Genomic DNA, 25,093 nt, shown 5'->3' with positions numbered 1-25,093 from the left:
AAAACACGATATTACAAATTACCAATTATATCAAATCCGTTAACATCGGAATAGTAAATTCGAGTTCACGGTTGACAGTGAACAGTCACCCGTTAACCGTCAACATCATAAGGAGTGTAACCGGAAATGATATTACCTTCAACTTTTACATAAAAATCGGGGAAGATTCCGAGTTACTGGTGGCGTGACAAATGCGATTTTTGCCTTCGGTTTTGGCTTGAAAAAGGGCGCTGTCAGCGCTGCGAATTAGGGTGTTGGGAGATTCCTGGGCAGAAGGAATCGCTGTCGCAATGCCGCAACTGAGGGTAAGGTAGGGGCCGATCGACGATCGCGCGTGGGGCAGTTTCAAGCTGCCGATGCCGTCGCAAATTTTCTGGGCGACAGCGTTTGCCCCTTCGGCGCTAGTGTTGGGCAGCACTAGCGCAAATTCTTCGCCACCGTAGCGGGCAGTCAAATCCCCAGCCCGGTTGGTGGCGCTGGCGATCGCCCCCGCCACTTGGCGCAAACAATCGTCCCCGCCGAGGTGCCCATAAAACTCGTTGTAAAGTTTAAAAAAGTCGATGTCAAACATAATTAAAGACAGCGGCAGTTCCTCTCTTCCCAATCTGCGCCACTCTAAGCTCAAAACGCGATCGAACTGGCGACGATTGGCAATGCCAGTCAGTCCGTCAGTAGTTGCCAGTTGCTGCAATTTTTGATTGGCTATTGCTAGCTTGCGGTAGAGTTGAGATTGTTCGATCGCGATCGCCACTTGATTTGCCAAGTGCTGTAAAAAATCTATTTCCCACTGCTGCCATTCCCTGACACCGCTGCAATTGTATGCTGTCAGCATTCCCCACAAACTATTGCCATTTTCTGCGATCGAATCCGGCAAATTTTTACCCTGCGCCTGGGCTTTGCCACTCGCGTGGTGCCAGATATAATTTTCCGCTGCATCTTGATTGTTCTCGACTTCCCAAACAGTTGCTTCTTGTGTTTCTTTTGCCGTTTCCCAGTCACCTGATTGCCAAATTGGCACGCTGATAACTGCTGCAATTTCACAATCTGTCAACAATTCTTTGCAACTGCCAGCCAAGGGGGCAGTGTTGACATCTGCTATTGCTTGTACCGACTGGGATTCGACTAAAACAAAGCATGACACCGCCAAAGCAGCACTAATATTTTGGTTTTCAATATAACCTTCTGGCAAACCGTCACCTGCGACGATCGCACCTTTTTGCTCTTCCCCGTCCAATTGAGACACCCAATCCTGACAGCGATAAATTAAAACGCGGTCTGTTTGGAGAAATTGGCGCACTTCTGCAACGGTACTTTGGAGAATGCTTGCCGGATCTATTGACGATCGAATATGTTCGATCATTTTGCCCAACAAGCGCTCTCGGAGAGCCTGCTGCCGCAATTGTTCTTCGATTTGCTGGCGTTCGATCGCGTAATGGATTGCCCGCACCAGCAGAGTTCGGTGAAATCTTCCCTTTACCAAACAATCTTGAGCGCCCCAGCGCAATACTGACCGGGCAATATTTTCATCGTTGATATCTGTCAGCACCACAATTGGCAATGTGGGCCATCGCCCTTTCAAAACCGCGATCGCCTCGCTTCCCCTCAAGCTGTCTGACACTGACAAATCTAATAGTACGGCGTCAAACTTGTCTACTTCCAGACGCCCAACTCCTATCTCCAGAGACTTAACAGTTTGGAGAAGAAATAGAGACTCGCTGAATGACCCTAGAAGGTCTTCGATCATTGTCGGATCTCCGAGGTCATCCTCAACCAACAAAATTTTCAGACATTGGTTACGTGTTAACACAACTATAGCGTTCGGAGCGAGTCGAAGGCAACTTTTTTGTTTTGAGAGCGATACTTGCGATCGGCAAATATTTCAGCTTATCAAATTCACTATACACTCAAACTAGGCATTTAGCGCTCCATTAAAGCTTACATATCTGATGGGAGTGAAACGATCTCAAACCAATACTCACATAAAGTCTTCATGACTTCCAGCAATCCTTCAAAAGTTACTGGTTTGGATATGAAAGAATTGGCTCCCAAGCGGTAGCAAAGTAAGACATCTCCTCTGCGGTGGGAAGTTGTGAGCATTACAACCGGAATTTGTTGCAAATGGGGGTCAGCTCTGATCAAAGTTAGTGTTTCTCGCCCGTCCAGCCTCGGCATATTCAGATCCAAAAGTATCAAGTCTGGCTGATGCCAATTGCTGCTACCAAGATATTGACCGCGACGGTACAAGTAGTCTAACACTTGTTCTCCATGTTCCACAAATTCGCTCGTAATTGCTAATGAAACTTCTCGCAGTGCTTCCTTTACCAAAAAGCGCGTGTCCTCGTCATCGTTTGCTATTAAAAGAGTAAATTTTTTCTTTTGATAATTCACGGCTTTGTCTCACTACGAACGTCTTTTGTGAGGTTGCGGGACTTGGAGCCGTGTCTGAGTACCTGCAAAGAATCTCTTACCATCATCCGGTAAATCTGGCTGAGAACACTGAAATTGTGTTGCAGTAATTTACCGTTTTTCTCTATTTGCAAAGGTTTGCGAATCATGCTTGTTTCACTTGGCAGTCTTTCCGAGAACCTGCAAACTGCCAACACATCACAAATCCTTCTCCGCGAACTACTAGGGAAACTATTGCATCCCAAAGCAAGATGCTCTGGATACACTTGAAAAAAATTAACAAGACTTGCGCGCACCGCTGATTTATAAGTTGTGTAAGGATAGAGCTAATAGATTTATATTGATAGATTTATAGCTCGATGTCATCAGTGAATATGCTACACTTTATAAGCATTTTTGTAAAGAACAGATAAAGATATTTAAAGCTTAAGTAAAGGACGGGTGGCAATCAAGCAATTTGCTCACAAGCCCCCGGATTCATCCGTGGGGTCGCTTTCTTAAAATCTAAAATCTAAAATCTAAAATCTAAAATCGATTGACTGCTTCAGGCGGACTGCTGACTTCACTTTGGTATAGGAATAGAAAAATAAAAAGTCGAGCCTCGATTGGGTTCTGATTCTACCCACAGGTTGCCGCCATGCCGATCGACAATTCTTTGACAAATCGCTAAACCGATACCGGTTCCCGAATACTGTTTTTGGGTGTGCAAGCGCTGAAAAATCTGAAAAATTCGCGGATGGTACTGTGAGGCAATCCCAATACCATTATCCTGCACGGAAAACACCCAGCTATCCCCCTGACGCGAAGCGTCCACCTGCACCACCGGTGCCTCACTGCTGCGGTACTTAATGGCGTTACCAATTAAATTTTGAAACAGTTGTAGCAGTTGAAAACAGTCACCTGTTACCCTTGGCAAATCCCCCCTAGTAACTGAAGCTTGATTCTCGCGGATGGCCAAATGCAAATTAGCACAAACATCCTCAAAAACCCGATTGCAATCTATCATCTCAAAAGGTTTCTGACTGCGACCGACCCGCGAATACTCCAGCAAGTCATCAATCAGCGCCTGCATCCGCTCGCAAGAAGTAACAATATTGCGGATAAATTTATTCCCTTGGGCATCAAGTTGGTTGGGAAAGCGTTTTTCTAATAGTTGAGCGTAGCCGGCAATCGTGCTCAACGGCGCTTGCAAATCGTGAGAAGCCACGTAAGCAAACTGTTCTAGTTCGGCATTAGAACGAGTTAATTCTTGAGCGTAGCGGGTTTGAGTGTCTAAACTCGTTTGCAGTAGTTCTTGTACCAGCTTGCGTTCGGAAATATCCTCGATCGCACAAATCAAATACTGCAGCGTCCCCTTGACATCGCGCATTGCCGAAACAGTAACATTTGCCCAGCGCACAGCTTCATCTTTGCATAGCAAACGCTTTTCCACAGAAAAAGTTTGAATCTTCCCGGATAACAGCGAGCGCAGGTATTCTCGGTCCGCTTCTCTGTCATCTGGGTGAGTAATTGCCTCCCAATTTTGCTGTAACAATTCGGATTGTGCATAGCGGACAATTTGACAAAAGCCAGGATTTACCCGCATAAATTTACCACAAAGTGCGGTTTTAGCTATGCCTACCGCAGCTTGCTCGAATATCGCGCGGAAGCGTTCTTCGCTGTCTCGTAGGGCAATTTCTGCTCGTTTGCGATCGGTAATATTGCGAAATGTTACTGCCAGACCGTCGTTTAATTTGACCGCCACAATGTGCAGCCAAATAATTGGCTCCTGCTCCTGTTCGTAATAAAATTCTTGGTCTACAGTTTCTCCTGTTTCTACTACAGAAACATACAAATCAAATAACCCATTATTGCTAACATGGGAAATTTTGGCTAACAAATTCTTGCCAAGGATCTCATTTAATAGCAGACCATAAAATTTTTCGGCAGCCGGGTTGATCAAGAGCCACTGGAAATCTACAATATTTCCCTCACTGTTGCGGACAGCAGAATAAGCCACCACACAGTCTAATGAACTATTTAATATGCTAGCAAGCAGCGACTGTGACTGTTGAAGTTGATAATTTTGTTCTTTTAATTGCTGTTGCAGCTTTTGCAAGCGGACTTGCTTGTCTATTCGTGCTAAAACTTCTTCAACTTGAAAGGGTTTAGTAATATAGTCGGAACCTCCTACTCGAAAAGCTTGTAATTTATCGTTCATTTCATCTAATACGCTTAAAAAAATTACCGGAATTTGTTCAGTTTCTGGTGTCGCTTTCAGTCTCCGACAAACTTCATAACCGTTCATTTCTGGCATTCTAATGTCGAGCAAAATTAAATCCGGGTAATGGGCGATCGCAACATTCAACGCCAGTTGACCGCTAATAGCTCGGTAAACTTGATAGCCCTGGGATGTTAGCAGTTTGGATAAGAACCGCAAATTGCTTGGTTGGTCATCAACCACCAATACTTTAATTTCGCTATTATCCATTTATTTTAAACTCGATTGAGTTAAATCCATTATCTTGTCGAGTCGGTAATCGGCAAGCAAATCTTTTAAAGCCTCAGCTAAGGTTGGATGACTTTCCCAGATGCGATCGACAAGTTGAATCGCCAGCTCTTCATTAACATCATTAGCTGCGTCATGGAGTTCCTTCACCCAGCTTTGAGGCATCTGAGCCAGCAGCCCTCCGAAAAATGAATCGGGTTTTTCGTTCACACAATAACGCCGTAAAGCCCCGACTGGGAGTCGGGGCAACTCTTGATAAAGATAGCGCACTCCCAAGTAGCAAGCCATCTTATCAAAGAGGATTTGTTCTTGAAAAGGTTTCCGCACAAAATCGTCGCAACCTGCGGCAATAATTTCGCCTTTTCTTTCCTCAAAAGTGCTAGCAGTCAGAGCAATAATTACAGTTCGTCGCTGAGTTTGTTTCTCTTTAGCTCTAATTTGTCTGACAGTTTCAAAACCGTCCATTACTGGCATTCGCGTATCCAGCCAAATTAAATGAGGCTGCCAAATTTCCCAAATTTCAACCGCTTGGTAGCCATTTTCCGCTTCTCGGACTTCAAAACCAATTGGTTGCAACATTTTAACCAGCAGGAGCCGATTGTCTTGATTATCGTCAACTGCTAAAATCCGATAAACCGGTTGATCTGCTTCTAGTGCGATCGCGCGCTGGAATGTCGCCACGGTTATTTCCGACGAAATAGCGGCAAATACTCGGATATTAAATTTAAAACTGGTTCCCTCACCTAAAACACTTTTTACCCAAATATCCCCACCCATTATCTGCACGTATTTTTTAGTGATTGTCAAACCCAATCCCGTACCATCAGCCGCTTTTCTCCCCGCTTGTGTTTGCACGAAAGCATCAAATAAAGTATCAATTTCTGCTGCTGCTATGCCAATTCCCGTGTCTTCAACTTCAAACAAAATTAACAATGGATCGACGAAGGTATAGTTAAGATGACTTTCCGATTCTGCAGGCTTTTGCTGGTTATTTTCCACGCTCACGCGCAGCCAAATACGGCCCCCGTCGTTAGTAAATTTCATGGCATTTGCCAGCAGGTTAATTAAGCAAACGCGCAGCTTTTTTTCGTCAGTTTTTATATATTGGGGAACATTAGCCTCGACGGAAAATCTCAGTTGCATTTTTTTTGTTTCAGCTTTAATTTGAAACATTTCTTCGAGAGTGTCGAGGAGTTGATAAAGGTCAAAGCTGCGTTGATCTAAGCCAATTATCCCTGCTTCTATTTTCGACAAGTCTAAAACATCGTTAATTAGTTCCAGCAAATGTTGACCGCTGCGGTTAATAATTCGGAGATTTTCGAGATTTTCGTGGCTGAGCAAAGAGTCGCGGCTCATGACTTGGGTAAAACCAAGGATGGCGTTCAGGGGAGTCCGCAATTCGTGGCTCATGTTGGCAACAAATTGACTTTTTGCGAGCGATGCAGCGGCCGCTGCTTCTTCGGCTTTTTTGCGTTCTATTATTTCTTCTTGCAGTTCTTTATTGCGATCGAGCAATTGTTTTTTCAGTCTCTGAATAGTCAGTTGGTGTTCGATTCGTGCTAAAACTTCTGCTACATGAAACGGTTTTGTTACATAATCAACCCCTCCCACTTGAAAGGCGGTTAGTTTGTCCAATACTTCATCTAAAGCGCTGATAAAAATAACTGGAATTTCGGATGTCTTCGGATCTTCCTTGAGCTGGCTGCAGACTTCGTAGCCGTCCATATCCGGCATTTTGATGTCGAGCAAAATCAAATCGGGACAACCAGAGCGCGCGGCCCTGATTGCCATTTTGCCGTTAATTACGCCGCGGACTTTGTAGCCCCGATCGCACAGCGTTGCTGATAAAACTTGTAAATTTTCTGGAGTATCGTCAACAATTAATATGTTGCCTTTATTTTCTTCTATTTGATTGTTGGTCATTGCTGGCTATTTTTTGTTAATTTAAGAAGTGTTGAAATTAGGAAAACTTGTTAAATAGTCACTATAGCACTCCCTCTTCAATCAACTGCTTTGATATTTACATAACTTATCGTAGTTGAGATTTTAGATTTGATATGTGAGATTAAAGAATTGGGAATGACGGATGATTAGCAGGGTGTGGAGCTTGGCTACAGGTAAATTAGTCTATCGCCCGCAAGCGAGTTTACAAATAGGCGATCGACCTACACGATCAATAATCCTGAACCTGCCCCTATTATCCCTTCTTCTTTCATCCTTCAACAATTTCTAAACTCGTCAATCAAATCGATAATCCGATCGCACCGGAAGTTATTCGCCAAATCGGCGATCGCGCTGCGGAAACTAGCATTAATAGGAGGAATCGACAACAACAGCCGAAAAATCTCCTCGTTATCAACCGCATCCGCCGCAGAATACAATTCATCAACCCATTCAGCAGGCATAGCTCGCAAAAATGAAGTATTCAGCGTAAAAGCCAAATCAGCCGTTTCAGTTGCCGTGGAAACCTCGGCGGACACCGCAGCATCAGAACTTAGCGAAGCTTCTCGATCATAAACATAGCGGACTCCCAGATACTTAGCCATCTTTTCCAGAATCACTTGCTCCCGAAAAGGCTTCGCTACAAAATCATCGCAACCAGCAGACAAAATCAGCGATCGCTCCTCATCAAAAGCACTTGCAGTCAGAGCAATGATTACAGTTGCTTGACCTTTCAAATGCGCTTTAATCTGTTTAGTAGCTTCGTAACCATCCATCACCGGCATCCGCATATCCATCCAAATCAAATGAGGTTCCCAACTCGACCACATTTCCACAGCTTGAACGCCATTTTCAGCTTCCTGCACCGCAAACCCAAGGGATGTCAGCATTCTGACCAACAGCAAGCGGCTTTCCAGGCGATCGTCAACAGCTAAAATCCGGTATTCTGGCTGTCCGGGTTCCAGACCCACCACTCGGCGAGCTGTTTGAGCCACCTGAATTTCCACTGCATTAGGGAGCGAAACTTTAACATCAAATCTAAAAATGCTGCCGCGACCGAGGGTGCTTGTTACCGTCATCTTCCCTCCCATTAACTTAACGAACTGCTTGCTGATTGGCAAGCCCAAACCGGTTCCTTCTTGAGCTTTTTTACCGCTTTCTGTTTGCGCGAAAGGTTTAAACAAATTGTCCATTTCTTCCGCAGAAATTCCTGAACCAGTGTCTTCCACTTCAAATAGCAACGAACAATTCTCACTTGGCGAAATTTCTGGAAAGTTTTGAATTTTTAGCAGCTCATGTTTGAGTCTCAAATTAACACCCCCTTCCGCCGTAAATTTAATAGCATTTCCGACGACATTAATCAATACTTGTCGCAACTTGCTTTCGTCAGTTTCTATGTATTGAGGTAGGTCTGGTGGGCAATCAAAAATTAACTGCAACCCTTTTTTATCGGCTTGCAGCTTCAGCATATTTTCAGTATTTTTTAGCATTTTATGCAAGTCAAAGGTACTGTTATTAAGTGTCACCAGCCCGACTTCAATTTTTGACATTTGCAGAATATTGTTAATCAGAACAAGCAAATGTTCCCCGCTCTGGGTAATAATTCCTAAGTATTGCTGTTGGTCGGCATCGAGGTCTGGGTCGCGGGCTAGCAGTTGACTGAAACCGAGAATTGCGTTGAGGGGAGTTCGCAATTCGTGGCTCATATTCGAGAGAAATTCGCTTTTTGCCCTGTTCGCTCTGTCGGCTTCTTCTTTGGCTTTTTGCAGGACTATTTCAGCTTGTTTGCGTTCGGTGATATCGCTAGCAGTGCCTGTTGTGCCGATGATATTTCCTTCAGCGTCCATGCGCGCGATCGCCTTCGTATTTACATCAATCTTTCTGCCGTCTTTTCCTAATACTATGTTTTCGTACTGAAACACAGTTTTGCCCGTCAGCAAGCGCTGCTGAAGTTCCCATTTCCAGTCTATTTCTCCTGGGGCTAAGAAATCGCTAAAAGAACAGCCTAGCATTTCTTCAGGCTCGTAACCGTAGATTTGTTTAACTGCTTGGTTCACAAAAGTAAGGTGTCCTTCAGCATCGCAAGACCAGATAATATCTTGGGAAGTTTCAACTAAATGACGGTATTTTTCTTCGCTCTCTGCTAGGGCTATTTCTGCCCGCTTGCGGGGGGTAATGTCCATCAAAGTTGTGAATAGTTTTGTCACTTTACCTTGTTGATTAACAACTGCTTCTCCTCTGGCTTCGATGTAGCGGATGAAGCCGGCTTCACTTGTTTGTGACTGGCAATTATCCGCACCCATTGTTGGTGCCAGTCGCAGGATTCGATATTCCAAACTGTAGGATTGCCCCTTAGCAATAGCAGCGTCGATCGTTGTTTGCCACTTTTGTCGATCGTCGGGATGCACGTATTGCGAAAACTCAGTTAGTGTTGGCGCAGCCTGGGTTGGCTCGATCCCAAAAATCCGAGATAACTCTTCCGACCAAGTAGTTGTGTTGGCAGAGAAATCGCATTCCCAATTACCAACACGGGCGATTCTTTGCGCTGCTGCTAAAGAAGCCGCTACAGCTCGGAGTTTTTCTTCTGCTAATTTGCGATCGCTAATATCTTGAATCACAGAAATCACGCAGGTTTCGCCATGAATGTCAATGATTTCTGCTGACAGCAGCCCGGTTCTGAGTCCCCCTGTTTTAGTGCGAAAATCAAATTCATAGTTGAGAACAATTTTTTTTTCGTCTAACATTTTAAACAACTCAGCGCGGGCTTGTATATTTTGCCACAGATTCAAATCAAGCGCCGTGCGATCGAGAATTTCTGCGGCCGAATAACCGATTGTCTGGCAAAAAGCCTCATTAATTTCTAAATAACGACCGTCATTAAGTCGGGTAATAGTAATCGGGTTGGGAGAAGAACGAAAAGCTTTAGCAAACTTTTCCTCAGACAAGCGCAGTTGTGCAGTCCGCTCCTCGACTAAAGTTTCCAATTCTTGATTTAGCTTTTGGAGTTGAGCATTTTGTTGCGCTAATTGCTTCTCCATAAAATAGCTATTAATCGCTTCTTTTACCGTCAACTTCAAATCTTCTGACTGCCAAGGTTTCGATATGTATCGGTACAATTTAGCATATTTAATAGTATTCGCCACTGCTTCTAGATCTGCTTGCCCTGTCAGCATAATTTTGATAGTTTTTGGCGAGATTCTGTGAATCTGCTTCAGTAATTCGTCCCCTTTGATATTCGGCATCAGATAGTCGGAAATCACTGCTACGATTTCGCAGCCCTCTGACAGTAATTCCTCGATTAACTCTAAAGCATCTTCACCGCCTTCAGCGGTTTCTAATAAGTGTTCTTCCCCCAAGGTTTTTTTTAACTCAATTTTCAAACTTTCAAGAATTATCGGTTCGTCATCAACACAAATAATCACAGGTTTATTGTTCATATTTTTGTCCAACCAGATTTTATAGTTTCTACTAATTCTTTGCGTTCCCACGGCTTGTACAAACAACGGTGCAAGTTTGCTTGCTCTTTCACCCGTGCTATTGCTACTTCGTCTGCTTGCCCGGTCAGCATAACTTTCACAATTTTAGGATATTTTTGGTGAACCATAATCAAAAAATCATCTCCTTTAATCCCTGGCATTAACCAGTCAGATACTATGACTAAAATATCAGTTTCATCTTCTTTTTGAATTTCCTCCATAATTTCCAGAGCTTCATCTGCATTTTCTGCTACTTCATAGAGGTAAGCATCCCCAAATTCTTTTTTAAGTTGAATTTTTAAACTATTTAAGACTACAACTTCATCGTCAACGCACAAAATTACTGGTTTAGACATAAAACTTTACTTCTATTAAATTTTAACGATTGGGGCATTTCCCTCTTTTTTTATTGCTATCAAGGGATTCCGACGGGCAAGAATATAGTAAATTTTGTTTGACCAGGCACGCTTTCTACTTGCAGTTCACCTTCGTGTTTTTCTAGAATTTTTTGAACTATATCTAATCCCAAACCACTACCTTCCCCTGGAGGTTTAGTTGTGAAAAACGGCTCAAAAATTCTCGGCATAATCTCTGGAGGAATCCCGGGACCACTGTCAGTAATACTGACTGATATTGCGTTCGCTTGGTGTTTGACATCAATTTTTAACACGCCTTTATTGCCCATCGCTTGTAAAGCATTGTGAACTAAATTTGTCCAAACTTGACTGAGTTCATCAGGATAGCATAGCACAGAGGGCAAATTAGTACCATAGTTTCTGACTACTTCCACACCGTGTTTGATTTGGTAGTGGTAAAGCGTTAAAACAGTATCAATACCGTCGGTGATATTAGCGATTACTTTGGTACCCGACTGGTCGTAACGAGAGTAGCTTTTCAAAGCAAAAACGATTTTGGCTGCCCTATCCGTGGCGGTAGCAATATTTTTAGTGCTTTTTTGTACCGTAGCAAATTGGTAGGCGGTTTGTACAATATTTCGACTTTGGCTGTCTTTCAACAAAGGTAAAAAAGGTTCTACATTATTGCCGATGCCGATATCTAATAAAGTACAGGCAAGACTGGCGGCGTCGTCAATCTTTTCTGATTCTAATTGCCCCTGCAAAAGTTTTTTTAACTGACGTTTTTCTTTACTAGATAATGTATCTGTTTCTTGGCTGGACTTGTGTAGCAAAGCCAAGAAATCGTGCCGCCTTTCCGGGGATAGTTGTTGAAAAAATATCGGCAACTGCTGCAATTGTTCCGTCCAAAAGTCGGCGATGTTCTGCACAGAAGAGCGAATCGCCCCTAAAGGAGAATTTATTTCATGAGCAACTCCGGCAATTAACTGTCCGAGGGCTGCCATTTTTTCTGATTGAATGAGTTCTTTTTGAGTCCGCTTCAGTTCTTCTAAGGTATGAGATAACTCTGCATTTTTTTTGCACAGCGCTGACTCGGCTATTTTGCGGGCGTTGATGTTGCGGGCAACCCAAATGACTGCATCTTTTGAGAACAGAGAGATGCAGGCGGAAAACCAAATTTCGCGGTCACAAACTGTTAAACTGTAGTCAAAATTGAGAGTTTGTTGTGTTTCTAACACTTGCTGAACTAACACCCACCAATCATCCGGGTTGTCGTCGTCAAAAAAATGTTCTATGGTCAAGCTGACTATATCACAATCTGGCTCAGAAGCCGCTGCCACATTGGTTGGCAAAACTTCTATGTTCCGCTGAATGTCTAGCACGAGAACGATGTCGGTCATCGCTTCAAAAACGGCGCGCACTTTCCTTTCAGAAAAGTGCAATTTTTCTTCAAGCAATTTTCTACCACTAATTTGTTGCTGCAATTCTTCGTTACTGGCTGCTAGTTGAACCGTGCGGTCTAGAACTCGCTGTTCGAGTTCGGTGTTCAGGCGGCGAACTTCAGCTTCAGCGGTAGTGCGGTCTTGTATTTCCTTTTTTAACTGACTGTTGGCATTAATTAATTCTAAAGTTCGCTGTTTGATTTGTTCTTCCAAGTTATCATTTAATATTCGCAATTTTTCTTCTATTTCTGTTCTCCGCAACGCTTCTTTTTGCAATTCTTCGTTCATTTTGTTCAACTCCTGAATTTTGTCGGCAACTGTTTCCTGCAAAAGCTCGACATTTGCGTGCATTTCTACCGGATCTAAGGCCTGCAGCAGGCTAATTTCAGTTACAATTCCAGCTAAATATCCTTCCTCGTCCACCACCACCAAGCGCCGGATGCGGTGCTGCTGCATTAACTGGTGAGCCTGCCACAAGGTGGCTTTTACCTGCAACGGTATCAGCGGAAAACTCATCGCGGCGGTGACGGGAGTACCTGCGAAATCTAGTCCAGAAGCTTGGAATTTAACAATGTCGCGTTCTGTAATTATGCCCACAGGTTTCTGATTTTTGTTGTCGCTGTCAGTGCAAATGACTATGCAGCTTTTTCGCTGGGTTCTCATCTGTTTTGCGACTTCTAAAACTGAGGCGCTGCTTGAGGTAACTATTAATTGTCTAGTCATAATTTCTTCGGCACGCCACATTTTCAGCAAGTCTGCCGGTTTGAGGATTTTACGGATGCTTTCGCAGGTGATAGCGCCTAGTAAGTTCCCACCTTCGTCTAGGAGGGGTAAATGACGGATTCTTTTCGATCGCAATATACTCAATACCTTGAAGATATTCCCCGCTTTATCGACGGAAATGGCGATCGGGTTTTCAGTCATCACCTCAGAAATTGCTACCCCTGCTAGCGGTATTTCGCTAGCAGTTATTTTCACAACATCGCGTTCTGTAAAAATTCCGAGCAATTGCTGCTCAAACGCGATTAAAATACAACTGGCACTCGCCTCAGTCATGGCAGCAATTGCGACTTTCACAGGTGTGTCTGGAGACAGCACCGGTGGTTTAGGGTCGATCGCCTGTTCTAGCAAGCTTTGGGTATCAGAAACTGTTGTTGACATGGGCAAATCAAGGGGGATAGATGCAGGCGGAACCGGCACTTAATACCATTTTAGATTTCCGATTTTACAGTCGCGGTAGGCTAACCGCCATCCTGGTTTGACATCGGTCTAGAGGTGCATTTTTAGTCACGCCTTGGTATAATTTTTAGTGCGATCGCGCTAAACGGCGATCGGAATTGACACAATACACGTCCTTTGACCGATAACTGATGTTACTTCTATTTTACCCGAATACTTTTCCACACTTTTTTTAATAATCTCCAGTCCCAACCCGCTGCCTTCGTCGGCGGGTTTTGTGGTAAAGAAGGGAGCAGATATTCGTGGCAAAATTCCCGGCTAATTCAGTTGCCACTGACGAGCAGGCTCGGATTTTCGGCTCTCACCTCTACTTTTAAAACTAGGCAATTCTCTATAGCTTGTAAAGCATTGTGCATCAGATTTATCGAAACTTGTTTTAGTTGGTCTGGCTCAGACAACAATTTAGGCAGGGGCGCTTGAGAATTTATGACAACTTCTACTCTGTCTTTTAGTTATTTTAATCAAAATTTAATAGAGTTTTAATGGATCAGTAATATTGGCTATTACTTTTCTCTTACACAGTTATATCGAGATTATTTAAAACTAACAATTAAATTTGTGGATATCTGTAGCAAATTCTCTTTCTCTTCTTGGGAAGCTGTGAATAAACGGCAGAGACTATCTGCCTGACTCAGCAAGTTAAGCACCCTTTAATAAAATATTTGATTGCAGTGCAAGTTTATGGATTCCTTCAGTTGACCAAGCAGGTTGCTAGAGTCAGCAATTTCGCGTTTTATTTCTCTAAATTATTGACCTACAAAATAGGAATATTGAGATTTTGGGTACAATAACCGACCACTTCAAACTCAGCATTTTTGAGAACACTTTAATAGCTTTCTCGGAATATTAGCCGGGTTTGCCTGACATGATATTTGCTGTGAGCGATACAAGCTGGTACTAAATCTAATATCTTGCCTCTGAGGCTTTTGGCATTGAACATCGATAACTGTAGCTACCTGTTGCAGTAACTAGCAGCCAAAAAAATAACCGTGCCCGCAATTGTAAATAATAACCCTGCCTTTGCGCGCAAGCATTCAAGGCAGGGTTATTATTGAGTATTCCGAATTCTCAAGGGTGAAGCGAGGACGCTGCTGCCGACTTCGGCTGCCCAGCAGTGCACTACTCGCCCAATCGAGTTATTTTAGCGCTGCGTTCGGCCAACATCAGCACTACATAAATAGTCATTACATAGCCGGCGGCCAGAATGGGAATAATTAGAGGAATATCGCGATAAATCATAATTAGAACCAAAAGTCAAGGACGAGGAGGAGCAGGACAAGTTCAATACCTACTACATTAAGTCAGCACGCAAGACCATGCCTTGGTTCTGAAGGCTGTTTTTCCATATCAAGCCTGCGGGAACATTTAGGCGTTCCCGGTCATCAATAATGATTTACTGCTTTACAGATGCTTAAACAGCCTAAAACCATCCACTTTAGCTGCTTTGAGCTACCGTGCACATAAGATGCGCTAATCTTAACTTCTGATAACTTTTAGCCGCGAGGAACTAAAAATCTGTCCCAGAAATTTTGGCTGCGATCGACTAACAAGGCTGGCTCTACGAAACTTTTACAGGCACCTAAAAGCTACCTGCCAGTCTGGCTGTACTTAATGTATAGAATTGTTTAAATCCTTAATACCCATAATAACACAGGGTTTTTGGGATTTAGAGATTTTTTGGCAGTGTCCTTAACAATTCGATACAATAGGGGCAACCCCTCTGAGAGTAGGCAACTCGCCGATGGCAGTCGGGTGACTCCCATCGGGCAGCAGATGACAAATAACTGCCGATCGCCTAGATTTTTCTTTTCTATTGCAGAGAATTACCTTAAAATAAAGATATGATATGTAAAATTTTGTTACTTTACGGCTTGAGTCGGCGTATCCATGATCTCTAGCACTCTCCTATTTTCCTCGGTTGAAGAAGACCTGCGACTGTTGACAGAAAACTTAAAACAGTTAGTGGGTGCCCGTCATCCCATCTTGTACGCGGCTGCAGAATACTTATTCGGCACAAAGGGAAAACGAGTGAGACCCGCGATCGTTCTGTTGATGGCCAAGGCGACTATGCCCGATCGGGAAATCACGGAAAAACACCGTCGCCTCGCTGAAATTACGGAAATGATCCACACAGCTAGTCTAGTCCACGACGACGTGGTGGACGAGTCGGATCTGCGGCGGGGAGTGCCGACGGTTCACAGTCGGTTTAACAACCGAGTGGCAGTATTGGCGGGAGACTTTCTGTTTGCTCAATCTTCCTGGCATTTGGCCAATCTCGACAACCTGCCAGTAGTCAAACTGCTTTCAGAAGTGATTATGGATTTAGCTGAGGGGGAAATTCAACAGGGACTCAATGGATTTGACACTAGCTTGTCGATCGAAGCGTACCTCGAAAAAAGTTATTACAAAACAGCGTCTTTAATTGCCAACAGTTCCAAAGCAGCGGGCTGTTTGAGCGAGGTGTCAGCGGAAATAGCAGACGATTTGTACAACTACGGTCGGAACATTGGTTTGGCATTCCAAATAGTAGATGATATATTAGATTTCACCGCTTCAACGGAAACTTTGGGGAAACCGGCAGGCTCGGATCTCAGAAGCGGTAATCTGACAGCACCCGCACTATTTGCCCTAGAAGAAAAACCTTACTTGGAAGTTCTCATAGAACGCGAATTTGCCCAAGAAGGAGATATAGAGCAGGCCCTGGCACTGGTAGAAGATTCTAGAGGCATAGAGCGATCGCTAGAACTAGCCACAAATCACGCACAGAAAGCCGTCGAATACTTAGCTGCGCTGCCGCATTCAGAGTCCCGTCAAGCTTTGATTGATTTGGCTGAATACGTTTTGAGTAGACTTTATTAGAGGTTAAAAAGTTACACTTTATTGGTAATGGGGAATTGGTAATGGGGAATTCCCAATGCCTAATGCCCTGTTACCAATTAATAGAAAATTGAGTTGTTTAGGCAATATCCGGCGGTGGAGCCGATCGATACTGTTGCAAGTAAACGTTAATTAAACTCTGTACTTGCTCGCGAGGGATTTCCGTCCCGACTTCCTGATTTCCGGGACTTTCAAAAAAAACAATGCTGTCAAGACCTTCCAGAGCTATCATCTGAAATAAAATGTGAGTAACAGGCAAAAGCACCGGTCTGAGGCGATCGCCCCCAGCAGCCGCAGCCTGCGACGCATCTTTAATACTTGTCCAAGCATAAATCACCTTCTTCTCCCGTCCCGGTTGCTTGAGATTGCTCAAAACCACGATCGCCCAACTTTGGTCTACCGCTTGCAGGATCGAGTATTCGAGGTGCTGTAGCTGTTGGGCAATTAACACCAGGGCCGGGGCGATCGCCTTTAAGATTTGTGGCGTCGAACCGTCGGGCGGAGCTTTTTCGATCAATGCTTGAATCTGTTGGTCTAAATCCATCAGTCAGTTCTTTGATATCTAAAATTAAAAATTTCAGGTTAGCAAGTCCGCCTCCAAGTATATATTACCCAGCACTGCCCTATTTAAAGATAAGCTGACACCCCTCTAAATTTAAGATTTGGCAGCCTAGAATCCCTGTAGCGAGCATTGGGGCAAAAAAATTAAGTGCGTAACACCTTACACAATGTCATCCAAAAAGTCTAACCATAGGGTGCTGAGCGCTAGCGCTGTCCAGGGGTGTTAAATCTGAGCCCGATCAAAAGCCGAAAACTGCTATTTCACCTTCGGATTTTTCACACTTAAAGCAATAAAAACTGCTTGGGGGAGTTTGGTTTCAAAATCAAAGCGCCCAAAGTTAGTAACTTCGTTGTGTACTGAGTCCACCGGCGCTTACGGCGCACTCATGAGCGGGCTGGGTGCTGATGGCGCACCTTACCCCAGATGGCGACTCAAAGAATTTGTTGGCCCCACTCCTATATATCTATTGTCCATATTTATAGTTGGTTGATCGTCCTTGACACTACCCATACCTGCCGCTGCACCTCTGCCTCATCAGCTACACCCCTAACTTTTTCGTTGTTAACTGCCCCAGAGTCACATCCAATGTAACGAAATATTACAAGATGACGCTAAAGCAGCATAGAGGCTTGACAGCAAAGAATTAAGTGGCTAATCTGATATACATACCCGGGTAAGTCAATTCACTGTCATATGCAAGAAAAGCAAAAAGTTACATTGTATCTTCCACCAGAACTGCATCGCCAGCTCAAAATCCGAGCCGCAGTCGAAACTGAACCGATGTCATCAATTGCAGAAAGGGCAATTGTCTTCTACCTAGGAAATCCCGAACTGGTTGACGAAGTAGAAGCCTCCTACGGACAAACCCATCGGGTATACAACTGTCCAGAATGCACGGGTTCAGTAGTAATGCGAGATGGAGAACTGGCATCCGTAACAAGTCAGCCGAGCGTATTGGCTGAACAGGATCTTCCAGTAAAGCAAGTGTCGGGCGTCAGTGCCAGCACGGCCAAACCGGGAGAGGAAGAATTGGTTCCCTGCTAAGAATGCCTTGCTTCCCCAAAAAGCTAAAACTGAAATTTTCAGTAAGAGGGCTAAGGGCAGCATTGAGATTCAGCAAAGATAGCACCGTCTCTAGTGGGTCGAGGACTATGCAAGAAGAGATCAGTATTCTAATCCAAGCTCAATATCCTCTGATCTACCTCGTGACATCCGAGGAAGAGCGGTGTGAGCAAGCAATTTCGACAATAGCTCAAGCCAAACCACAGCGACGAGTATTTATCTGGACTGTAACTCACGGCATTGTGGAGTATGGTCAACCCCGCACCACCACCCAACACAACACCGTCTCGCCAGAGGCAGCAATTGAATGGGTGATCAGGCAGCGAGAACCCAACAGTAACGCTAGCATCTACATTTTCAAAGATCTGCATCCTTTTATAGATTCTCCTCCGGTAACGAGGTGGTTGCGCGATGCGATCGCCAACTTCAAAGGAACGCAAAAGACAATTATACTGATGTCTCCTTTGCAGCAAATTCCGATCGAGCTAGAAAAGGAAGTAGTGGTATTAGACTTCGCGTTGCCAGACATGAAGGAACTAAACCAAGTATTGTCTGGTCAGTTGGAGCAAACGCAATCGCGACGCATTACCACAGAAGCGCGAGAAAAACTTTTAAAAGCAGCCTTGGGATTGACCAAGGACGAAGCTGAAAAAGTTTATCGCAAAGCCCAAGTTTCGACTGGGCGCCTCACAGAAGAAGAAGTAGACATAGTTCTTTCGGAGAAAAAGCAATTAATTCGGCGCAACGGCATTCTAGAGTTTATTGAAGAAGACGAAACCCTGGATGCAGTCGGCGGTTTAGAAGAGCTGAAGCGGTGGCTGAGACAGCGTTCCAACGCCTTTACAGAAAGGGCGAGAGAATACGGCCTGCCCCAACCAAAAGGGATGTTAATTCTCGGCGTACCGGGATGCGGAAAATCGCTGATTGCCAAGACCACCTCCCGCCTCTGGGGACTGCCCCTGCTGAGGCTAGATATGGGTAGAGTCTACGACGGCTCGATGGTGGGTCGATCGGAAGCCAACCTCCGCAATGCCCTCAAAACCGCAGAATCCATCTCTCCAGCCCTCCTCTTCATCGACGAACTAGACAAAGCCTTTGCAGGAGGCACTGGTTCTGCCGACTCAGACGGAGGCACCTCCAGCCGGATTTTCGGTTCCTTCCTCACTTGGATGCAAGAAAAGACTTCCCCAGTCTTCGTAATGGCAACAGCCAACCGAATCGAGCGGTTGCCGGGAGAATTCTTGAGGAAAGGCCGATTCGACGAACTCTTCTTTGTTGATCTGCCTACCAAAGAAGAACGCCAAGATATATTTAAGATTCACCTGTCAAAGCGCCGTCGGGAAATTACTCGCTTCGATTTAGAGCAACTTTCCAATGTTTCCGAGGGCTTTTCAGGTGCAGAGATTGAGCAAGCGCTAGTAGCCGCAATGTACGAAGCCTTCGCTCAAGATCGAGAGTTTACGCAGCTAGACATCATCGCGGCCATTAAATCTACAATGCCACTGTCTAAAACAATGACCGAACAGGTCACCGCCCTTCGAGATTGGGCTAGACAGCGTGCACGGCCCGCTGCGTCTTCCGTCGCTGAATACCAGCGAATGGAATTCTAAAAGCTTTCTCCTGGTCCAAACAGGAGCAAAGGCTAGCAAAAGCTAGCAGTTCGATTCAAGAGCCGCCCAGCGGCACCGTTAAATCCAGACCGTTGTTGTTTCTCTCTCAGTTTTATTAGGAGGAAATCCAATGTCTCACTTTAGCACTCTGCGTACCAAAATCACCGATGCCGAAATCCTGAAAGCTTCCCTGCGCGACTTGGGCATTTCAGTCAAGTCAGAAGCTGATGTTCGTGGCTATAACGGTCAGCGCGTTCGCTCCGACATCGTGGCGATTCTCGAAGGCGAATATGACCTGGGTTGGTCTCGCAATAGCGATGGTTCTTTTGACCTGATTGCCGACCTCTGGGGCGTCGCCAAAAAGCACAATCAAACTGAGTTAATCAACTCCATCAACCAGAAGTACGCAGTCAACAAGACCTTGGCAGCAGTCAAGCAGCGCGGTTTGCAAAATGCCAACGTTAAGCTGGTAGTGCAAAACTAATTGAACTGCATGTTTCCAAGCTCGCGGGTTAACCAAACAAACGGGTTAACCCGTTTTTAGCTAGCTAGGATGTAGAGCGCGGTCTTTGGGCCACCACATACTTTTTTAGCACGCCAAAGCAGCAGCTTTCAGGTTGAAAGCTGCTGCTTTATGCTTTAATGGTCGGCTACCTAATGCTTCGGGCAATCGTCGATCGTTTGTTGATAAATATCAAGTATTCGATCGACTTTGCGTTCCCAATCAAAATGCTGCTGGACTCGTTCCCGTCCCGCAGAACCCATACTCTGTCGCAATTCTGGTGAATGAGCCAGCTTGAGCATCGCATCTGTCAGTCCCTGGACAAATCCTTCTTTAGAAGTCGGTTCTACTAAAATACCGCAAGTGGAATTCAGATAATCTGCCGGGCCACCCCAGTTCGTTGCTATGACAGGCAAGCCCACTGCCATTGCCTCCATCACCACTGCCCCCCCGCATTCCCGCAAACTGGGAAAAACCATTGCATCAGCTTGTTGCATTTTGAGAGCGCAGTCTTCCTGAGACAGCCAGCGACTAAATACAACGTTGCTGTCGATGCCTAAACGAGCTGTTTGAGCTTCGAGTTCCCCTCGGATGTGCCCATCACCGATGATTTCCAAGACTGCATCAGTTTGAGCGACGACGGGTGCGAAGGCTTCCAACAGCAAATCTACAGCTTTCCAGCCGATCAGCCTCCCTAAAAATATAAAATGAACCTGCCCGGTCGCTGCTCTTGATAAGCTAGAGTCCGATCGCCACACCGAGAAATCCACGCCGTTTTCCACAAGTTCAATAACTTTACCCTGCACTCCAGATGCCAGTGCCTGCTTCGTCCGATCGTTTGCCACTAACAGCGTCTCCGCTTTGATTTTACCGGGAAAAAGACGATTGAAGAAATCGACGCACTGGTAACCGATCTCGATTAAAATATCAATGATAGGACTTTGGCGCGATCGAAAAGCCAGAGGAAATTTAACCGACGTGTTCATCGGCCCGATAACTACCGGAACTCCCAACCCGAACATCAACGAAGGAACTGTTGCCGAGACTGGTGTCGGTTCGTGTACAATATCAATCTCGTGTTTGCTCACCAGCCACCGGACAATACGACGCTGTAGCACTTGGGTGTACAGGTGAGATAGCAGCCCAAAAGTAAACTCATTAACTCTTTCAGGGATAAATCGCCCGCAATTGTGAAGCAGTCGGTGCAGCCAAGTGTCCGGTACAAAGTGCATTCGATCGCAGTCTTCTGGAAACAGCCCTGTGAGTTCTGCCTGGGTGCGGGCGTGCGCCACTAACCATGTCTCTATGTGGCGCGATCGAAGTATCCGGAAATAGTTGACCGGCAGCAATGACTCGCCACCGAATTTAGTTGAAGCGTTCTGAGCAACAATTAAAATTCGCATAACTTGTTTGGACTCAACTGGATTTATGTAATCTGAGATTAAATTTGTTCTTTGGAATAACTAAGACGGGTTAGTTATTCCAAGTTTTTCCAAACACTGAGCTAAAGTTTCTGCACTGCGGCCGTGGCTAAATTTCGCCATGATTTTTTTCCGGGATTCCTGACTGAGGCTCAAAGCAAGTTCGGGATTTTGCAGTATATTGACGATCGAATCGGCCATTTCTTCGGGTTTTTCTGATTGGACTAATACAGCATCCACGCCGTCATCTACTAGCTCAGAAGTTCCGCCTACATTAGTAACAACCGACGGCACTTCCATCGCCATTGCTTCCATCACAGCAACCGGAACTCCTTCATTCAAACTTGCCAAAGCGAAAATGTGAGCTGCTTCTAGACCTTGGCGAATTCGCTGTTCCGAAACAGCCCCAAGTAGCTCCACGCATTCGGACATCGATTTATCTTCAATGATTTTTTGTAGCTCTTGGTGATATCCGCTGCCCCCTTGTTCATCCTCGCCTGCAATTTGCAGCCTCACGTCAAATCCCCGATTTCGCAGCAATTCTACAGTCTCAATCAAGTATTTATGACCTTTCACCGGGTTGAGGCGGCCGCAAGCAAAAATCTTGCACGGACTTCCTTCTTGCCAAGGCTTGTAAGGGCTGCTGCGTTTAATTTCTGCAATATTAACTCCCATGGGAGCAACAGCTAATTGTTTGGGAAGAAAGTTCGCTAATTTATTTTTGACATCATTGAGAAGCAGTTGAGATATGACGATCGCAAAAGCAGCATTTTTCCACTTTTGTTCCTGATTTGACCCGTACACTTCTAGAGTAGGCCCGTGAAGAGTGATACTGTAAGTACAGCCTGTAAGAATTGAGTTAAATAAGGCTATATTGGCGGAATTGGCACAGGAATGAACGTGGATGTGAGACCAACCTTTTGTTTTTGTTAACCCTGCTAGTTTCCCAGCAACCAAAACCAGTGCTAAGAGTTTAACTTTTTCAAATAACGATGTATCTGTCGCTTTGGCAATAACTGCTAAGCATTGCCACCATGCAGCGGGACCTGCTTTGAGAACCTCTAGGAATGAGTTAATAAAATCTTTCGCAGCCAAGGGAAATAGATAAATAGTATTTTTTTGAGCTTCTTCTGCCCATACGTGAGAAGCGATCGCTCTGGGTGGCGGTTGAGTTGATACTAAATCTGTTTCAATTCCAAGTTGTGCAAGAAATTGTCGCTCCCGCCACAAAAAAATGTGTGTTTGTCCGGGAAATTGGGGAATAAAGTATCCGATTTTTGCCTTCATTTCTTACCTACTTTCTAATTTTTAATTCAAGGATATTTATCTGCTGCTATGCCGATGCACCAACACCTTTCTCACCGAGCATTCTTTCGTAAATTTCGACGATTTTGATGCCCTTGTTCTCCCAGGCAAATTCTCTGGCTTTTTCGATCGCCTTAGCTGACATACTTTCCCGCAGCCGATCATCTTCGACTAACAGCTTAATTTTACTTGTCAACTCCTGTGTTAGATACTCTCTAGAAATCGGCTCGATCTTAAAACCAGTTTCTTCATTCACGTATTCACCAATACCGCCGTTATTGGCAACTATGCAGGGGAGTCCGCAAGCCATAGCTTCCATTACCACTGCGCCCCCGAACTCTCGGATTGAAGGGAAGCAAAAAATATCTGCTTTCCTGTAATAATCCAGAGTTTCTTGTTGATTTACCCATCCGGCAAAACTAACTATTTCCCCTAGATTAAGCTCCTTTACTCGGTTTTCCAAGTTATTTTTTTCTGCCCCGTCTCCTACTATAGTTAAGCGGATTTTACTTTTAATTCCCTGCTCTAATTTCCCAATAGACTCAATGACAATATCGGCACATTTGTAAGGCACTAATCGACCCACAAAAAGCAGATTGATATGGCTAACATCTTTAATTGGGATACTTGTATGGTTTAAGAAATCCTCCGAAATGCCATTTTCGTAAAACAAATCAATTTTTTGGTCCGGTATTGCAAACAAATCTTTTAGCATATTTAAAGTATATGTTGAACCTGCTAAAATTTTGTCGGCTTTTTTGTAAGTTTCTACATAACCTGGAATTAATGCTCGACCAACTGCTCTCAAAAAGTTGAATTGAGCAAATTCTTGTTTTGCCGTTTCTTGAAAACCTGGTGGAAAGGGAATGCCCCCATTCACAGGGCCTAGAATAAAAGGAGTCTGCTGGCAAACACTGACTACCTTAAACGGATACCGCGGCATCATCGGGGTAATTGCATGAACTATGTCATAATCTCCGTTGAGGATTTGTCCTTTGAATTTTTCATATACTTGCTGATTAAATTCTTCATAAATTGGGTAGCTCAAGGTATTATAAAGAGGCCAATTGACTCGCCCGTTTGCGGTGAGTTTTTCGACTATTTTATAATATTGTTTGGTTAACTTTCCTTCTTCAAGGTAGACAACTTTTTCGTATTCTGGGTGTTTTTCGAGAGCTGGTTTATTTCTAATATGGGTGACGAGGGTTACATCAGCTAAATTATTGATTTCTTGAAAAAAATTGTACCCCACCAAAGGTACTGATGCCCAGTCAGGATTACACTGCTCTACAATTAGTAAAACTTTTAATTGTTGATCGCTCATTTGTTTGCTACTCAGGGGTTGACTTTCTGGGACGTTAGCTGTAATTCTAGCTGGCTGAATGAATAGAGTTGGCTGTTTTGTATTCGATCAACTTGCTCTGCTGCCCCAGCAATCGGCACTGGTGAAACTGGATTTGACCTTGTAGCTGGGGAAATTTGGCTAATACGCAAGACCAAGCGTAGATGGCTGAGTCTTTAGTGGTGAAAGCCCGATGCTTTAGATAATAGTTATAGGTGCGATAGGTTGCTAAGGGGTAGCCACTCAATAGTAACAAGCTCCAGCCTTTTGTCGGCCATATCATTGCCAAGGCTAGGGCTGGCAAGACTAAGCCCCAAAACCAGGTGCTGCGGGTTTCTTTGACCCAATGGCGCTCTGGTTCGCTTCCGTGCATCCAGGAACCCTCGGCGTAGGCGTAACCAGCTCTTTGGGCGCGCTTCCACCACTGAACAAAACTGGTCATTTGCGCGTCGTGCAGGGTCATTTCTGCGTCTAAGCGGAGGATTTTCCAACCTTTTTGGCGAAGTCGCAAGCACAGTTCGGGTTCTTCGCCGGCTATTAGTGCGGGATTGAAACCTTCGACTTGCTGAAATGCTGTGGCGCGCATCATGGAGTCGCCACCGCAGGCTTTGGTTTCGCCGATGGGGGTATCCCACTCGATGTCGCACAATTGGTTGTAGATGCTTGCTTTGGGGTATCGTTCGCGCCTCCGCCCGCATACTGCTGCTAAGTCGGGTTTGGCTGCGAGTTCGCTGTAGGCTCGATCGATCCATCCATCAACTACTTCGCAGTCACCGTCCACAAATTGGACAAATTCGATGTCTGGCGCTAGTTCCAGCAAGCGGGCAAAGCCTTCATTTCTGGCGCGGGCTGCGGTAAACGGTATAGATAAGTCTAGTTCTACTGTATCGGCTCCCAGCGATCGGGCTAACTCTAGGCTACCGTCTGTTGAGCCGGAATCGACGTAGACGACGCGGGCAACTTTGTCTGTGGCTGAGACTAGGCACTGGCGGAGGCGCTGCCCTTCATTTCGTCCGATCGCCACTAATCCAATTTGTTTCAAGTTTTACCTTTTGAATGCGACT

General features: G+C 44.8%; 18 protein-coding genes. 4 read left to right on the top strand and 14 right to left on the bottom strand.

The features are described from left to right. Nucleotides 1-145: 145 nt before the first annotated feature. From QUA24_RS10030 to QUA24_RS09990, 9 genes are all read right to left on the bottom strand, one after another. Complete coding sequence (locus QUA24_RS10030) at nt 146-1,807, bottom strand: diguanylate cyclase domain-containing protein (RefSeq protein ID WP_333229277.1); 1,662 nt, start codon at nt 1,805-1,807, stop codon at nt 146-148. A 128-nt stretch (nt 1,808-1,935) separates the two neighbouring features. After that, nucleotides 1,936-2,388: a response regulator gene (locus QUA24_RS10025; protein ID WP_333229275.1), complete on the bottom strand. Its 453-nt coding sequence runs from the start codon at nt 2,386-2,388 to the stop codon at nt 1,936-1,938. Next, the gene (locus tag QUA24_RS10020) at nt 2,385-2,555 is read right to left on the bottom strand and encodes a hypothetical protein (protein ID WP_333209868.1); all 171 of its coding nucleotides are present in this window, start codon (nt 2,553-2,555) and stop codon (nt 2,385-2,387) included. The genes QUA24_RS10025 and QUA24_RS10020 overlap by 4 nt, the downstream gene beginning before the upstream one ends. 413 nt (nt 2,556-2,968) lie before the next feature. After that, nucleotides 2,969-4,876, bottom strand: a complete 1,908-nt coding sequence (locus QUA24_RS10015; protein WP_333229273.1) for a PAS domain S-box protein — start codon at nt 4,874-4,876, stop codon at nt 2,969-2,971. Further along, complete coding sequence (locus QUA24_RS10010) at nt 4,877-6,817, bottom strand: response regulator (RefSeq protein WP_333229271.1); 1,941 nt, start codon at nt 6,815-6,817, stop codon at nt 4,877-4,879. It lies immediately after the preceding gene. Nucleotides 6,818-7,113: 296 nt separating this feature from the next. Next, nucleotides 7,114-10,272 (bottom strand): PAS domain S-box protein, encoded by a 3,159-nt coding sequence (locus QUA24_RS10005; protein ID WP_333229269.1) that lies wholly within the window; start codon nt 10,270-10,272, stop codon nt 7,114-7,116. Continuing rightward, entirely contained in the window at nt 10,269-10,667 is a 399-nt protein-coding gene (locus QUA24_RS10000) for a response regulator (RefSeq protein ID WP_333209857.1), read from the bottom strand. Before QUA24_RS10000 ends, QUA24_RS10005 begins: the two co-directional genes overlap by 4 nt. 59 nt (nt 10,668-10,726) lie before the next feature. Beyond that, the gene (locus tag QUA24_RS09995; RefSeq protein ID WP_333229266.1) at nt 10,727-13,270 is read right to left on the bottom strand and encodes a CBS domain-containing protein; all 2,544 of its coding nucleotides are present in this window, start codon (nt 13,268-13,270) and stop codon (nt 10,727-10,729) included. A 159-nt stretch (nt 13,271-13,429) separates the two neighbouring features. Next, entirely contained in the window at nt 13,430-13,597 is a 168-nt protein-coding gene (locus QUA24_RS09990) for an ATP-binding protein (RefSeq protein WP_333229264.1), read from the bottom strand. Between the two features lie 1,638 nt (nt 13,598-15,235). On the opposite strand from QUA24_RS09990, the gene sds reads away from it, so the two are divergent. After that, nucleotides 15,236-16,207 carry a solanesyl diphosphate synthase gene (sds, locus tag QUA24_RS09985; RefSeq protein WP_333229262.1) on the top strand — a complete coding sequence of 324 codons (972 nt, stop codon included), beginning with the start codon at nt 15,236-15,238 and terminating at the stop codon, nt 16,205-16,207. A 97-nt stretch (nt 16,208-16,304) separates the two neighbouring features. Here sds and QUA24_RS09980 read toward each other — a convergent pair whose 3' ends face one another. Next, nucleotides 16,305-16,769 (bottom strand): hypothetical protein, encoded by a 465-nt coding sequence (locus QUA24_RS09980; protein ID WP_333229260.1) that lies wholly within the window; start codon nt 16,767-16,769, stop codon nt 16,305-16,307. A gap of 711 nt (nt 16,770-17,480) precedes the next feature. Between QUA24_RS09980 and QUA24_RS09975 the strand changes: the two genes are divergently transcribed. The 3 genes from QUA24_RS09975 (at nt 17,481) to QUA24_RS09965 (ending at nt 19,943) form a co-directional block, all read left to right on the top strand. Further along, entirely contained in the window at nt 17,481-17,831 is a 351-nt protein-coding gene (locus QUA24_RS09975; protein ID WP_006635783.1) for a hypothetical protein, read from the top strand. Nucleotides 17,832-17,938: 107 nt separating this feature from the next. After that, nucleotides 17,939-19,459: a stress-responsive protein Ycf46 gene (ycf46, locus tag QUA24_RS09970; RefSeq protein ID WP_333209848.1), complete on the top strand. Its 1,521-nt coding sequence runs from the start codon at nt 17,939-17,941 to the stop codon at nt 19,457-19,459. A gap of 130 nt (nt 19,460-19,589) precedes the next feature. Next, nucleotides 19,590-19,943: a DUF1257 domain-containing protein gene (locus QUA24_RS09965; protein WP_006635781.1), complete on the top strand. Its 354-nt coding sequence runs from the start codon at nt 19,590-19,592 to the stop codon at nt 19,941-19,943. Between the two features lie 170 nt (nt 19,944-20,113). On the opposite strand, the gene QUA24_RS09960 is transcribed toward QUA24_RS09965, so the two are convergent. Genes QUA24_RS09960 through QUA24_RS09945 form a run of 4 tightly spaced genes read right to left on the bottom strand, consistent with a single transcriptional unit; the run spans nt 20,114 to nt 25,071 of the window. After that, a complete protein-coding gene (locus QUA24_RS09960) occupies nt 20,114-21,364 on the bottom strand; it encodes a glycosyltransferase family 4 protein (RefSeq protein ID WP_333229258.1) in 1,251 nt (416 codons plus the stop codon). Between the two features lie 60 nt (nt 21,365-21,424). Further along, entirely contained in the window at nt 21,425-22,669 is a 1,245-nt protein-coding gene (gene epsE, locus QUA24_RS09955; RefSeq protein WP_333229256.1) for an exopolysaccharide biosynthesis GT4 family glycosyltransferase EpsE, read from the bottom strand. 46 nt (nt 22,670-22,715) lie between these two features. Beyond that, complete coding sequence (locus tag QUA24_RS09950; RefSeq protein ID WP_333229254.1) at nt 22,716-24,011, bottom strand: glycosyltransferase family 4 protein; 1,296 nt, start codon at nt 24,009-24,011, stop codon at nt 22,716-22,718. A gap of 46 nt (nt 24,012-24,057) precedes the next feature. Then, nucleotides 24,058-25,071 (bottom strand): glycosyltransferase, encoded by a 1,014-nt coding sequence (locus tag QUA24_RS09945; RefSeq protein ID WP_333229251.1) that lies wholly within the window; start codon nt 25,069-25,071, stop codon nt 24,058-24,060. Nucleotides 25,072-25,093 lie beyond the last annotated feature (22 nt).

The organism is Microcoleus sp. Pol12B5 (assembly GCF_036701335.1).
In the GTDB taxonomy this organism is placed as follows: Bacteria; Cyanobacteriota; Cyanobacteriia; order Cyanobacteriales; family Microcoleaceae; genus Microcoleus.
Note: the sequence above shows the minus strand (reverse complement) of the source record. Positions and strands in the feature narration are given on the sequence as shown.